The sequence below is a fragment of the Dactylosporangium maewongense genome (assembly GCF_039531485.1).
Taxonomy (GTDB): Bacteria; Actinomycetota; Actinomycetes; order Mycobacteriales; family Micromonosporaceae; genus Dactylosporangium; species Dactylosporangium maewongense.
The window spans coordinates 220,766-233,784 of record NZ_BAAAQD010000015.1 but is presented as its reverse complement, the minus strand read 5'-3'; the positions used below and the strand labels follow the sequence as shown (position 1 = coordinate 233,784).

Annotated in this window: 13 protein-coding genes and 2 pseudogenes; 13 read left to right on the top strand and 2 right to left on the bottom strand. The window is 72.4% G+C overall.

Translation table 11 applies throughout. From position 1 onward, the window contains the following. The 13 genes and pseudogenes from ABD332_RS34315 (at nucleotide 1) to ABD332_RS34260 (ending at nucleotide 10,916) form a co-directional block, all read left to right on the top strand. Nucleotides 1-1,248, top strand: coding sequence for an activator-dependent family glycosyltransferase (locus ABD332_RS34315; RefSeq protein ID WP_344506610.1), 1,248 nt, complete (start codon nucleotides 1-3; stop codon nucleotides 1,246-1,248). Then, the gene (locus ABD332_RS34310; RefSeq protein WP_344506609.1) at nucleotides 1,245-2,186 is read left to right on the top strand and encodes a hypothetical protein; all 942 of its coding nucleotides are present in this window, start codon (nucleotides 1,245-1,247) and stop codon (nucleotides 2,184-2,186) included. Before ABD332_RS34315 ends, ABD332_RS34310 begins: the two co-directional genes overlap by 4 nt. Nucleotides 2,187-2,205: 19 nt before the next feature. Then, nucleotides 2,206-3,189 carry a hypothetical protein gene (locus tag ABD332_RS34305; protein WP_344506608.1) on the top strand — a complete coding sequence of 328 codons (984 nt, stop codon included), beginning with the start codon at nucleotides 2,206-2,208 and terminating at the stop codon, nucleotides 3,187-3,189. After that, entirely contained in the window at nucleotides 3,186-4,364 is a 1,179-nt protein-coding gene (locus tag ABD332_RS34300) for a macrolide family glycosyltransferase (RefSeq protein WP_344506607.1), read from the top strand. Before ABD332_RS34305 ends, ABD332_RS34300 begins: the two co-directional genes overlap by 4 nt. A 230-nt stretch (nucleotides 4,365-4,594) precedes the next feature. Then, nucleotides 4,595-5,650, top strand: a complete 1,056-nt coding sequence (locus ABD332_RS34295) for a LacI family DNA-binding transcriptional regulator (protein ID WP_344506605.1) — start codon at nucleotides 4,595-4,597, stop codon at nucleotides 5,648-5,650. Beyond that, a pseudogene (locus tag ABD332_RS34290) lies at nucleotides 5,647-6,582 on the top strand (ribokinase). Before ABD332_RS34295 ends, ABD332_RS34290 begins: the two are co-directional and overlap by 4 nt. Further along, a complete protein-coding gene (gene rbsD, locus ABD332_RS34285; protein WP_344506603.1) occupies nucleotides 6,575-6,955 on the top strand; it encodes a D-ribose pyranase in 381 nt (126 codons plus the stop codon). Before ABD332_RS34290 ends, rbsD begins: the two are co-directional and overlap by 8 nt. After that, nucleotides 6,955-9,006 carry an ADP-ribosylglycohydrolase family protein gene (locus ABD332_RS34280; protein WP_344506601.1) on the top strand — a complete coding sequence of 684 codons (2,052 nt, stop codon included), beginning with the start codon at nucleotides 6,955-6,957 and terminating at the stop codon, nucleotides 9,004-9,006. Before rbsD ends, ABD332_RS34280 begins: the two co-directional genes overlap by 1 nt. 7 nt (nucleotides 9,007-9,013) lie before the next feature. Continuing rightward, on the top strand, nucleotides 9,014-9,235 hold the full coding sequence (locus tag ABD332_RS34275) for a hypothetical protein (RefSeq protein WP_344506599.1): 222 nt from the start codon (nucleotides 9,014-9,016) through the stop codon (nucleotides 9,233-9,235). Between the two features lie 150 nt (nucleotides 9,236-9,385). Then, nucleotides 9,386-9,679, top strand: a complete 294-nt coding sequence (locus ABD332_RS34270; RefSeq protein WP_344506598.1) for a hypothetical protein — start codon at nucleotides 9,386-9,388, stop codon at nucleotides 9,677-9,679. 3 nt (nucleotides 9,680-9,682) lie between these two features. Beyond that, nucleotides 9,683-9,823 (top strand): annotated as a pseudogene (locus ABD332_RS60175) (glycosyl transferase); the annotation flags it as partial. 85 nt (nucleotides 9,824-9,908) lie between these two features. Then, complete coding sequence (locus tag ABD332_RS34265; RefSeq protein ID WP_344506597.1) at nucleotides 9,909-10,124, top strand: GyrI-like domain-containing protein; 216 nt, start codon at nucleotides 9,909-9,911, stop codon at nucleotides 10,122-10,124. A 108-nt stretch (nucleotides 10,125-10,232) separates the two neighbouring features. Beyond that, on the top strand, nucleotides 10,233-10,916 hold the full coding sequence (locus ABD332_RS34260) for a hypothetical protein (RefSeq protein WP_344506596.1): 684 nt from the start codon (nucleotides 10,233-10,235) through the stop codon (nucleotides 10,914-10,916). Nucleotides 10,917-10,980: 64 nt separating this feature from the next. Here ABD332_RS34260 and ABD332_RS34255 read toward each other — a convergent pair whose 3' ends face one another. Both ABD332_RS34255 and mqnC read right to left on the bottom strand, forming a co-directional pair. Next, nucleotides 10,981-11,736 (bottom strand): NAD-dependent epimerase/dehydratase family protein, encoded by a 756-nt coding sequence (locus ABD332_RS34255; RefSeq protein ID WP_344506595.1) that lies wholly within the window; start codon nucleotides 11,734-11,736, stop codon nucleotides 10,981-10,983. A 63-nt stretch (nucleotides 11,737-11,799) separates the two neighbouring features. Beyond that, nucleotides 11,800-13,005: a cyclic dehypoxanthinyl futalosine synthase gene (gene mqnC / locus ABD332_RS34250; protein WP_344506593.1), complete on the bottom strand. Its 1,206-nt coding sequence runs from the start codon at nucleotides 13,003-13,005 to the stop codon at nucleotides 11,800-11,802. Nucleotides 13,006-13,019: the final 14 nt, after the last annotated feature.

The following is a 13,019-nucleotide window of genomic DNA, read 5'->3' as shown; positions in this document are numbered from 1 at the left end:
ATGCGGGTCCTGTTCGTCACCCTGCCGGAGAAGTCCCACCTGTTCTGCATGACACCGATCGCGTGGGCGGCGCGCGCCGCCGGCCACGAGGTCCGCGTCGCCAGCTCACCGGCGTTCACCGACGTCATCGCCCGCACCGGCATGACCGCCGTCGGCGTCGGCGACGACAGCAACATCAGCTCCGCGATGGCGCAGCACCGCGAGTCGCAGGAGGTCGAGTCCGTCGACTGGAGCGAGCTCGACCCGGCGAAGCTCACCTGGGAACGGGAGCTGGAGCGGGCGCAGATGGGCGCCTGGGGCTTCGCCTACTACAACGAGCCGATGATCCCCGATCTCGTCGCGTTCGCCCGGCACTGGCGGCCCGACCTCGTCGTGTGGGATCCGCTCACCTACGCCGGACCGCTCGCCGCCGTCGCGGTCGGCGCCGCCCACGTGCGCTCGATGTGCTTCACCGACGTGTGGGCGATGAAACGGCAGCTGTTCCTGAAGCTGCGCGACGAACAGCCGGCCGGACAGCGCCAGGACCCGATGGCGGAGTGGCTCGGCGGGCACGCCGAAGCGCTCGGCGCCGCGTTCAGCGAGGAGCTCATCACCGGCCAGGCGACCCTCGACCCGCTGCCGGACCGGCTCTCGGTGCCGTCGGACGTGCGGCGGATCCCGGTGCGGTTCGTGCCCTACAACGGCCCGGCCGTCGTCCCGGACTGGCTCGCCGAGCCGCCCGCGCGGCCTCGCGTGTGCCTGAGCCTCGGCGCCGCCAACACCGAACGCTACGGCGGCGACTACGTGTCGAAGGCCGCGATCCTCGAGGCACTCGCCGACCTCGACGTGGAGGTCGTCGCCGCGCTGCTGCCGGTACAGGTGCAGGAGCTCGACCGGGTGCCGGACAACGCCCGGGTCGTCGAGTCGGTGCCGTTGCACGCGCTGCTGCCCAGCTGCGCCGCGCTGATCCACCACGGCGGCTTCGGCAGCTACGCCACCGCCCTCGTGCACGGCGTGCCGCAGCTGTGCGTCTCCACCGCGGTCGCCGACCAGACCCTGCGCGGCATGGGTCTGCAACAGGCCGGCGCGGGTCTGTTCCTGCCGCACGTGCAGGCGGGGCCGCAGGAGATCCGCGACGCGGTCGCCCGCCTGGTGTCGGAGCCCGGGTTCGCCGCCAACGCCGCGTCCCTGCGCGACGAGGCTCTCGACCGGCCCACCCCCGCCCAGGTCGTCACCGAGCTCGAACGGTTCGCGGAGGTGGCGGCATGAGTCTGGCGTTCATTCTCGGACAGAAGAACCTCGCCTACGACCCGACCGGCCTCATCGCACTGTACGAGCGGCACCAGGCCGTCCGGGACTCCTACGACCGGGCCGCGCAGTGGACCGGCATCGACGTCGCCCTGCTGCTGCGGACCGCCGACGACGCGACGCAGCGCTCCCGGACCACGTCGATCGGGCTGGCCGCGGCCATGCTCGGCATCGCCGACCTGCTCGGCGAGCACGGCGTACACCCGGCGATGGTCGGCGGGATCAGCCTCGGCGCGATGGTGTCCGGGGCCCTGAGCGGCGCGGTGGCCCGTGAGGACGTCATCGGGCTGCTCGGCCACACCGACGGCGACCAGCGTCCCGACCGGGACGAGTTGCCCGAGGGGTGCGTCGCCGCGGTCCTGCCGCTCGGGCAGACCTACGAGTCGTTCTACGGCACCCGGCCCGGGGTCTGGTTCGCCGGCGACTTCGGCATGCACACCAGCGGCGCGTTCCGGATGCTGCTGCTCAGCGGCTACCGTGACGCCCTCGACGAGCTGGCCACCGGCTACCCGCCGGAGTACTTCGTGTTCAGCGAGGAGACCGTCGCGGTGCACAGCCCGCTGCGGCACCGCGCCCGCGACGTGCTCGCCCGCATCGCCGCGGACATCGAGTTCACCGTCCCGGCGGTGCCGATGTGCTCGTCGCTGGAGCCGCGGGTGCTGCACAGCGCCGACCAGGTCCGCAGCGAGTTCAGCCGCAACGTCGTCGAGCCGATCCGTGCCGACCACCTCACCGGCCAGATGCGCCGCCTCGGCGCGCGGCTCGGCGTCATCCTCGGCCCGACCCTGCCCCGGGACGGGTTCGAGTTCCCGTTCCCCGTCGTGTACGTCGACGCCCCGGACGACATCGATCAGGTCGTCGCCGCCGTCCGCGAGCACGACGTGCTCCTCCCCACGTGACCCCAGGAAGGCTGCCGGTATGAGCCTCGCGTTCATCTTCGGAACGAACCTGCTCAACTACGACCCGCGGGGCGTCATGGAGTTCCACGACGCCTACCCGGCCATGCAGAAGGTGTACGACAAGGTCAGCGCCTGGACCGGGCTGGACCTGGACCGGCTGCTGCGCCGCCGGGAGGACGACGAGGAGGACCTGGAGGCCCGGTCGCGGCACGGCTCGGTCGCCCTCGCGGCCGCCATGGTCGGCATCCACGACGTCCTCGCCGCGCAGGGCATCCACCCGGCCGCGGTCGGCGGGCTCAGCCTCGGCTCGATGGTCAGCTCCTCCCTGGCCGGCGCACTGCCCCGGGAGCGGCTCTTCGACCTGCTGATGCGGATGGACCACGTCGGACCCCGCGACCCTTCCGGACCCGCCGAAGGCGTCGCGGTCGCGTTCCTTCCCATCGGCGAGGACGAGGCGCTGCTGGTCGAGCCGAAACGCGACGGCGTCTGGCTCGCCGGTGACTTCGGCACCCACCCCACCGGCACGTTCCGCATCCTGCTGCTCAGCGGCTACCGCGAGGCCCTGGAGCGGCTCGCCGAGGAGACTGCCGCGTCCGGCGGGCTGGGTCAGGTCCAGGTGCAGGAGGCCAACTCGGTGGCCGTACACACGCCGCTGCGGCAAGCGGTCGCCGACTCGATCGCCGCCATCGCCGCCGGGGCCGGCCTCGGCGACCCGGTCCTGCCGCTGTGCTCGGCGCTGGAGCAGCGCACCCTGACGAGCGCGGCCGAGATCGCCGACATGTTCAGCCGCAACGCCGTCGAGACGATCCGCATCGACGACATGAGCGCCGAGATGCACCGGCACAAGACCCGCGTCGGGCTGGTCCTCGGCCCGTCGCTGCCGCGTGGCTGGATCGGCTTCCCGTTCCCCGTCGTGCACGTCGAGTCGCCCGCCGACCTGCCCGAGGTCATGGCGGCCATCTTCGACAACGGCGTCGTCCTCCCCCCGAAGCGAGTGTCATGACGGCCCACATCGCCATCTTCGTCTTCCCGGACTACGGGCATTTCAACCCGACGCTGCCGATCGCCAGGCACCTGGTCGAGCGCGGCCACCGGGTCACCTACGTCGTCGACTCGATGTATTCGGCGGCGGTGGCCTCGGTCGGCGCGGACCTGGCCGGCTACACGTCCGTCCGGCGCCGGCTCAGCACCGGCAGCCACGTCGAGAGCGACGAGATCGCCGAGCTCGGCCTGGACATCCTCGCCGACGCCAACACCCGCGTCATCCCGGCCGCGCGCGCCGCGTTCACCGGCGACCGGCCCGACCTGATCGTCTACGACTTCGAGAGCTTCGTCCCGGCCCGGATCCTGGCCCGCGAGTGGGGCACCCGGACCCTGCAGTACTTCCCGTACACGGCCTCCAACGACCACTTCTCCCTGCACGCCGAGACGATGGACCGCGACTCCGACTACGTCCACAAGGGCGTCGAGGCGATCATGGAGATCCTCTCGGAGGTCGAGCCGGACCCGGCGAAGATGTGGGCGATGATGGCCGTCGCCGACGAGCACAACCTCGTCTTTCTGCCCAGGGCACTGCAGCCGCACGGCGATACGTTCGACGAGAAGTTCACGTTTCTCGGCCACTGCCTGCCCTCCACGCCACCGGCGGTCACCTGGACGGCCCCGGATCCCGATGTACCGGTGGCGCTCATCTCCATGGGCACCGAGTCCAACGAACGCACCGGCATGTTCCAGCTGTGCGCCGACGCCTTCGCCGACAAGACGTGGCACGTCGTCATGACCCTCGGCCGCGGCAACGCCCTGGACGAGGGCGTGTCGGCGGTCAACGTCGAGGCCCACGAGTGGATGCCACACCTGGCGGTCCTGCCCCGCGCGTCGGTCTTCGTGACCCACGGCGGCATGGGCAGCCTCGTGGAGGCGCTGTACCACGGCTGCCCGTGCGTCGTCGTGCCACACACCCCGGAGAACGCCGTCAACGCCCGCCGGGTGGACGAGATCGGCATCGGCCGCTACCTGCCCGCCTCGACCCTCACCCCGGCCACGCTGCGGGCCGCCGTCGACGAGCTCACCAACGACCCGGAGGTCCTCGCCCGCGTCGCCGCCATGAGCGCGGCGATGCGCGCCGGCGGCGGCCCCTCCGAAGGCGCCGACGTCATCGAACGCCTCCTCGCCACCTGACCCACCCGTCCGGCCCGGAACCGCGCTCCCGCCTCGGGGGCGCGGTTCTTTTTTGCGGTCTCCGGCGGAGCGGCCGAGCTAACCCATCGATCAAGTTGGGCAACCGGATGTTGTCAAGTGATCACAGATCTCGTCTGGGTCGCGGGCATTCAACACGTGTTGCGTGAGTTAACACGCCTGTCACATGATTGCCGTCACATCGGGCGCAACTCGTGTTGACGGAGGTCGGCGTGACTGTTCGGCGCATGGACGTGGCCCGCCTGGCGGGGACGTCGCCGGCGGTGGTGAGCTATGTGCTCAACAACGGGCCCCGCCCGGTGTCGGCCGAGACGCGGGCCAAGGTGCTCGCCGCGATCGAACAGCTCGGCTACCGTCCCAACGGCATCGCCCGGTCGCTGCGGATGAGCCGCACGATGACGCTCGGCCTGGTCGTGCCGGACAACGCGAACCCCTACTTCGCCGAGCTGGCCCGCGCCGTGGAGGAGGAGTCCTTCGCGCAGGGCTACACCCTGCTCATCGGCAACGCGGCCGAGAGCGACGACCGGCAGACCAGCTACGTCCGCACGTTCCTGGCCCGGCAGGTCGACGGACTGTTCATCGTCCCGGCGCACGGACCGGCGGGGTTCCTGCCGGAGCTGCAGCGCTCGCAGACGCCGTGGGTGTCCCTCGACCGGCAGGTGCCGGGGGCCGCCGCGCCCGGCGTCCTGGTCGACAACCGCAGCGGTGCGTACGCCGCGACCCGGCACCTCATCGGTCACGGCCGCACCCGGATCGCCTGCATCGGCGGCCCCGAGGACGTGCTGCCGGCCCACGACCGGGTCAGCGGCTGGCGCGACGCGCTCGACGAGGAGGGCGTGAGCCGCCGGGACATGGCCGTCGTGCACTCCGAGTTCGGGCGGCGAGCCGGCTACCGGGCGGCCCGCGAGCTGCTCGCCCGGCCGGACCGGCCGGACGCGGTGTTCGTGGCCTCCGACGAGCAGGCCGTCGGCGTGCTCCGGGCGATCGGCGAGGTCGGGCTGCGCTGCCCGGACGACGTCGCGGTCGCCTCGTTCGACGGGATTCCCGGCGCCGCGTATTCCACGCCCGCCCTCACCACCATGGCCCAGCCGTTCGCCGCGATCGGCCGGGCCGCCATGACACATCTGCTCGCCCAGCAGGCGGGGACGGCAGGCCCGACGGACGTGCTGCCGGTCGTGCTGGTCCGCCGCGGCTCGTGCGGGTGCGACGACCCGCCCGGCGGCGACGAAACCGCCGTGGCGGAGCTGAACGAAGGAGAACAAGCATGACCCGCGTTGTGGTGGTCGGCAGCGCCAACCTGGATCTCGGAGTGGCCGTGCCGCACCTGCCCGCACCCGGCGAGACGGTGCTCGGCGACGACGTCGCCGCCCTGCCCGGCGGCAAGGGTTCCAACCAGGCCGTCGCGGCCTGCCGGCTCGGCGTCGAGACCCGGTTCTTCGCCGCGATCGGCGACGACCGCTTCGGCGACGACGTGCGGGCCGCGCTCGCCGCGGAAGGCGTGCCGCTGGACCACCTGACCACCGTCGAGGGCGTCGCGACCGGCGTGGCCCTGATCGTGGTCGACCCGGCGGGGTAGAACACCATCGTGGTGGCACCCGGAGCCAACGCCCGCCTCGCCGACGGCGCCCTCGCCGGGCTGCCCGCCGCGCTGGACCCGGCCACGGTGCTCGTCCTGCAGCTGGAGATCCCGCCGGCCACCTGCCTCGCCGCCGCACGGCACGGGAAGGCTGCGGGGGCCAGGGTGGTGCTCAACGCCGCGCCGCTGCCGGATCCGGTGCCGCCGGACATGGCCGCCCTGCTCCGCGAGGTCGACGTCCTGGTCGTCAACGAGGGCGAGGCGCTGCGCCTGAGCGGCAGCACCGCGGACTGGCCGGCGCTCGCCGCCGGGCTGCGCACCCTCGGCCCGGCCGCCGTGGTCATCACGCTCGGTGCGCAGGGCGCGGTCCACGCCGACGCCGACGGCACCGACGCACACCCGGCCTACAAGGTCGACGCCGTCGACACGACCGGTGCCGGCGACAGCTTCGTCGGCGCGCTCGCCGCCTCGCTCGCCGAAGGGCTGCCCCTCGGCGCGGCCGTCCGCCGCGGCTGCGCCGCCGGTGCCCTGGCCACCACCCGGATGGGTGCCCAGTCGGCGCTGCCGACCCGAGGCGAACTCGACACCTTCCACAGCGTTCACGAGGAGCTCCGCCATGCGTGACAGCGGCCTCTGGCACCCCCGGCTGGCAGCACTGGTCGCCGGGATGGGCCACACCGACACCACCATCGTCGTCGCCGACGCCGGCCTGCCGGTCCCGCCCGGCGTCGAGGTCGTCCAGCTCGCGGTCACCCGCGGCGTCCCGGCCTTCCTACCGGTCCTCGCCGCCATCACCGCGGAGCTGGTCGTCGAGGAGGCCATCGTCGCCGAGGAGCTGACCGACGAGGCGATCCGGGCCGGGCTGGACGGTTACCCCCTGAGCACCCTCCCGCACGAGGAGTTCAAGGTCGCCACCAGGAGAGCCCGGGCCATCGTCCGGACCGGTGAGGCGACCCCGTACGCCAACGTGATCCTGCGGGCGGGGGTGCCGTTCTGATGACCGGGTTCCCCAGCGACTACGAGGAGCGGGTCTACGCCGGCGTGCTCGGCAAGGTCATCGCGGTGTACCTCGGCCGCCCGTACGAGGGCTGGCGCTTCGACCGCATCCAGGCCGGGCTCGGCGACATCACCGGCTACGTCAACGACCGCACCGAGGTCGCGCTCAACCACCACCACCTCCTCGTCGTCACCGACGACGACATCAGCGGCACGTTCATGTTCCCGCGGGCGCTGCGCGATCACGGCACCGAGCCGACGTCGGCGCAGATCGGCGACACCTGGCTCAACGAGATCCTCGAAGGCCAGTCGGTGCTCTGGTGGGGCGGCATCGGCAACTCCACCGAGCACACCGCGTACCTCAATCTCAAGGACGGCATCCGCCCGCCGGACAGCGGCTCGATCGCCCGCAACGGCGTCGTCGTCGCCGAGCAGGTCGGCGCGCAGATCTTCGTCGAGGGCTTCGCGATGGCCCGGCCCGGCGACCCGGCGGCGGCCGCCGACCTGGCCGAGCGGGCGGCGCGGGTGAGCCACGACGGCGAGTCGATCCACGCGGCCCGGGTCGTCGCGGCGCTGGTCGCCGGGGCGTTCACCGAGCCGGACACCGACCGGCTCCTGGACACCGCGGCCGGGCTCATCCCGAAGGACAGCCTGATCCACCGGGTCATCGCCGACGTCCGCGAGTGGGTCGCCGCCGACGAGGACTGGAAGACCACCCGGGCCCGGATCGACGAGCAGTACGGCTACCACCGGTACGGCGGCAACTGCCACGTCGTGCCCAACCACGCGACCGTCATCCACGCGATCGCCCGCAGCCGCGGCGCGTTCGGCCCGGCGATGACGATCGTCAACACGTCCGGCTGGGACACCGACTCCAACGCCGGCTGCGTCGGCGCGGTCTGCGGCATCCTCGGCGGCCTCGACGGGATCGACGGTGCGGGAGCGGACTACCGCGGCCCGATCGCCGAGCGGATGTACCTGCCGAGCACCGACGGCGGGTCGACCGTCACCGACGCGGCCCGTGAGGCGCTCGCCCTCGCCGTCCACGGTCGCGCCTGGGCCGGGGAGCCGGCCCGCGACCTGGGGAAGCACGCCAGGTTCCACTTCGCGCTGCCGGGCAGCGTGCAGGGTTTCACCGTCCAGGACGGCGAAGGGACCATCCAGAACGCCGGCGGGCGCCTCACGGTGAGAACGGCCGGATGCACCGTCGCGACGCCCACCTTCATCCCGCCCGAGGCCCGGGCCATGCCCATCTACGGCCTCATCGCGAGCCCCACCCTGTACAGCGGCCAGACGATCCACGCCCGGTTCACCGCCACCGCGCCGGCCAGGCCCGTCATCGGCGTCTACGCCGGCGAGGACGCGACGATCCGCTGGATCGAAGGGCCGGCGGCAACGGACGGGTGCGCCTGGACCGTGCCGGACACCGGCGGGCAGCCGATCGTCTACGTGGGCTTGCGCTGTACCGGCGACGTCGACATCGACACCCTCACCTGGGACGGCGCGCCGGCCCTGACGCTGACCCGCCCGGAGGGCTCCACCACCGGCCTCGACTCGCCGCCGGACGCCATGTGGCGGCGCGCCTGGGTCCGGGCCACCGACCGGTGGGACCCGCACTGGCCGGAGCCGTTCCGCATCGTGCAGAACCGCGGCACCGGCCTGCTCATCCAGGGCGAGCGCGGCTGGCGCGACTACACCGCCGAGGCCGACGTCACCCCGCACCTCGCCGAGGCCGCCGGGCTCGCCGTCCGGGTGCAGGGCCTCACCCGCTACTACGCCCTGCGACTGGCCGGCCGTGACCGGGCCGAGCTGGTGCAGCACGACACGGTCCTCGCCGCCCGCGACTTCCCGTGGGAGTACGGCACCACCTACCGCCTCACCGTCCGGGTCAACGGCACCCGGATCACCGCCGCCGTCGACGGCGAGACCCTCTTCGACCTGCACGACGACACCCTCACCTGCGGCGGCGTCGCGCTCCTGGTCACCCAGGGACGCAGCGCCACCCACTCCGTTCAGATCACCCCCGCCGAAATTGTTGAGGAGCCATCATGACCGCCTCGTGAGCCGCCGCAGATTCCTGTCCGGGACCGGCATCGCCGCCCTCGGCCTGACCGCCCCGAGCCTGCTCGCCGCCTGCGGCGGGGGCAGCGGCGGGTCGACCGGCGACGGCACCGGCAAGGTCGACCTGTGGCTGGACATCCAGGGGGCGACGCCAACCAGAAGTACTTCAACGACAAGGTCGCCGCCGCGTTCGAGCAGGCCAACCCGAAGATCGACCTGAACACCACCTTCTACAAGGGCGACGACCTGCGCCGCCTGGTGCAGACCGCGCTGCAGTCCCGCTCAGGCCCGGACATCGTGCGCGGGCCGAGCGCCACCCAGACTGCCGATCTCCGCAGATGGGACGACGTTCGACGGCACGATCGAGGAGATGGTCGACGCACTGCGCGACTACGCCACGGACTGGCAGGAGTGGCTCCTCGTCTTCCTGCCCCGGGAGCTGCAGCCGCGCGGCGAGACGTTCGACGAGAAGTTCACCTTCCTCGGCCACTGCCTGCCCTCCACGCCACCCGCCGTGACCTGGTCCGCGCCTTCGTCCGGTGTACCGGTGGCGCTCATCTCGATGGGGCACCGAGTCCAACGAGCGGACCGACATGTTCCAGCTGTGCGCCGACGCGTTCGCCGACAAGACCTGGCACGTCGTCATGACCCTCGGCCGCGGTAACGCCTGGACGACGGCGTCTCCGCGGTCGACGTCGAGGCGCACGAGTGGCTGCCGCACCTGGCGGTCCTGCCCCGCGCGTCGGTGTTCGTGACCCACGGCGGCATGGGCAGCCTCGTCGAGGCCCGGTACCACGGCTGCCCCGTCGTCGTCGTCCCGCACACCCCGGAGACGCCGGCAACGCCCGCCGCGTGCACGAGCTGGCGACGCCGGGCCGCTCAGCGGCGATGTCGTGGCGTCGGCGCTGCCGGCCGGCCCGGTCGCAACGACCGTCCACCGTGGGCCGTACGCCAGCCTGGCCGCCGCGCACGAGGCCGTCGTGGCGTGGTGCTCGCTGCGGCGGCTCCGGCTCGCGGGGCCGCGCTGGGAGGTCTACGGCCCGCACCACGCGGACCCTGACCAGGTGGTGACGGAGGTGTTCCACCTCCTCGACCACGGAGAGCCGTAGACCGTGCCTCGGTCGGGGGTGACCTTGCAGTCTCGTGAGGAGGGCGACGAGGGCACATCACCCGAAACCGGCGAGGGGCGGGCGCTGATCACCCGCCACACTGGCCTGGTGGCTGTGCCAGCGGTGACGGGCCAGCCCGGCCAGCCGCCCCGGTCGCCCCGGGCGGCTGGGGTCGCGGGCATCGTCTTCGCCGTCCTGTGCGCCGCCGTGATCGTCGGCATCCGAATCGTGTTTCCGGAGTTGCCGCCCACCGCGGACCAGTGGCACACCGGCACATCCGGCCGCACCGTGCTGCGGGTGGCGCTGGCGCTGCTGCCGTTCGCCGGCATCTCCTTCCTGTGGTTCATGGGTGCGCTGCGGGCCTTCATCGGCGGGCGGGAGGACAAGTTCTTCGCCACCGTCTTCCTCGGCGGCGGGCTGCTGTTCGTCGCGATGCTGTTCGCGCTGGCGACGGCAGCCGACAGCATGCGCTCCGTCGCCGACGCGTCGCCGGGCAGACCGCCACCCGAGCTGTGGCGCTACAGCCACCACCTCACGTACACGCTGCTGTCGAGCTACTGCATGCGCATGGCCGCCGTCTTCACCTTCGCGACGACCACGATCGGGCACCGCCTGCACCTGTTCCCGCGCTGGCTGGTGTGGCTGGGCCACATTGTCGGTGCGATCCTGCTCGTCGTCGTCACCCGAGTGCCCTGGTCCGAACTGGCATTCCCGGTCTGGGTCCTGGCCGTCAGCTGCCGAATGCTCTCCGGCCGGCCCAACGGCGGCGTGACGGCACGTCAGCCCCCGTAATGCGCCCGGTCACGACGGGGTGCGGGCCGGCACCCCTTCCCGGGCCGGCCCGCGGACTCGGGTTTCAGCGCGTCGGGGCGGGCACCGCGCGGTCCAGGTACCGGTCCAGCAGCATGTCGAGGTAGCCGGGGCCCGCCGTGCCGAACCCGGGCACGAGGGTGCGCAGGCGGTCCAGGGACACCTCGGTGCGGGAGAAGGGACCCGTCGAGTACACCCGGTCGGGGGAGACGCCGAGGCGCTGGGACACACCGTCGACGATGTCCTCGACCGGGAGGGGGCGGCCGGAGGCGACGTTGACGACCACGTCGCCCGCGTCGGCGGTCAGCAGGCCGTCGATGGCGTGCATCAGGTCGCGGGCGTCGAGCAGGTCGCGGTGGGCGCCGCGGTACACGGTGACGGTGCCGCTGGCGACCTGGCGCACGATGGCCGGCAGCAGCTGGTGCGGGCGCTGGTGCGGGCCGACCACGTGGCTGAGCCGCAGCACGACGTGGCGCACGCCGGAGGCCCGGATGCAGGCCTCCAGGGCGAGCTTGTGCCGGCCGTACACCGACGGCGGGAAGAGCGGTCCGTCCTCGGTCGCCGGTGCGGTGGTGTGGCCGTACATGGCGAACGACGCGGTCGAGAAGTACAGCAGGGTCCGGTCCTGCGTGGCACACCTGCGCAGGGCGGCGTAGAGCGCCTCGGCCTCCCGGTCGAACTCGGCCGGGTCGGTGACGGACGTGCTGGACACGCCCACCGCGAGCGCCGTCACGTCCGGGAACCGGTCGCCGAACGCCGCGGTGAGGTTCTTCGCCAGGAATCCGTTGCCGATGATCTGCATGTCACCCTCCCGACCGGGACGGCGCCGGCGGGTTGCCGGCGCCGCGACAGCCACCCGCGCGGCTCATCCGACCGGTGTCACCTTCAACAGCCGCTGGGGCGCGATCGCGCCGATGCCGCCACCGTCGACCGCGGTCGAGGACAGGTGCGAGACCACGCGGTCGTCGGCCGGGTCGTCGGCCGGGTCCTCCAGCACCCGCAGGTGCTCATACGTGGTGCTGCGCTGGGCGGGGACGCGGCCCGACGCGCGGATCAGGTGGATCATCTCCAGCAGGTTGGAGCGGTGCTTCGCGCCCGCCGAGGAGACCACGTTCTCCTCCAGCATCACCGAGCCGAGGTCGTCGGCGCCGTAGTGCAGCGACAGCTGGCCGATCTCCTTGCCGGTGGTCAGCCACGAGCCCTGGATGTGCGCGACGTTGTCGAAGAACAGCCGGGCGATGGCGATCATCCGCAGGTACTCCAGGGAGGTCGCCTGCGTCTGGCCCTGCAGCTTGTTGTTCTCCGGCTGGTACGTGTAGGGGATGAACGCCCGGAACCCGCCGGTGCGGTCCTGCACGTCGCGGACCATCCGCAGGTGCTCGATGCGCTCCGCGTTGGTCTCGCCGGTGCCCATGAGCATCGTGCAGGTCGACTCGACGCCGAGACCGTGCGCGATCTCCATGATCTCCAGCCAGCGCTCGCCGCTCTCCTTCAGCGGGGCGATCGCCGTGCGGGCCCGGGCCGGCAGCAGCTCCGCGCCGGCACCGGCGAACGAGTCGAGGCCGGCGGCCTTGATCCGCAGGATCGCCTCCTCCGGGCTGACCCTGGACACCTTCGCCATGTGCTGCACCTCGGACGCGCCGAGGGAGTGGATGACCAGCGACGGGTAGGCGTCCTTGATGGCCTTGAACATGCCCTCGTAGTACTCGACGCCGTACTCCGGGTGGTGCCCGCCCTGGAACATGATCTGGGTCCCGCCGAGCTCGACGGTCTCCGCGCAGCGGCGCAGGATGTCGGTGAGGTCGCGCTCCCAGGTCTTGTCGCTCTTCGGCGGGGCGTAGAAGGCGCAGAACTTGCACGCCGTCACGCAGACGTTGGTGTAGTTGATGTTGCGTTCGATGATGTACGTGGCGATGTGCTCGACACCGGCGTACCGGCGGCGGCGCACCGTGTCGGCCGCGGCGCCGAGGGCGTGCAGCGGCGCCGAGCGGTACAGCTCCAGCGCCTCCTCGGGGGTGATGCGTTCGCCCGCGGCGGCTCGGTCGAGCACCGCGCTGGCAGATCGGAGCATGGCAGAGCCTTTCA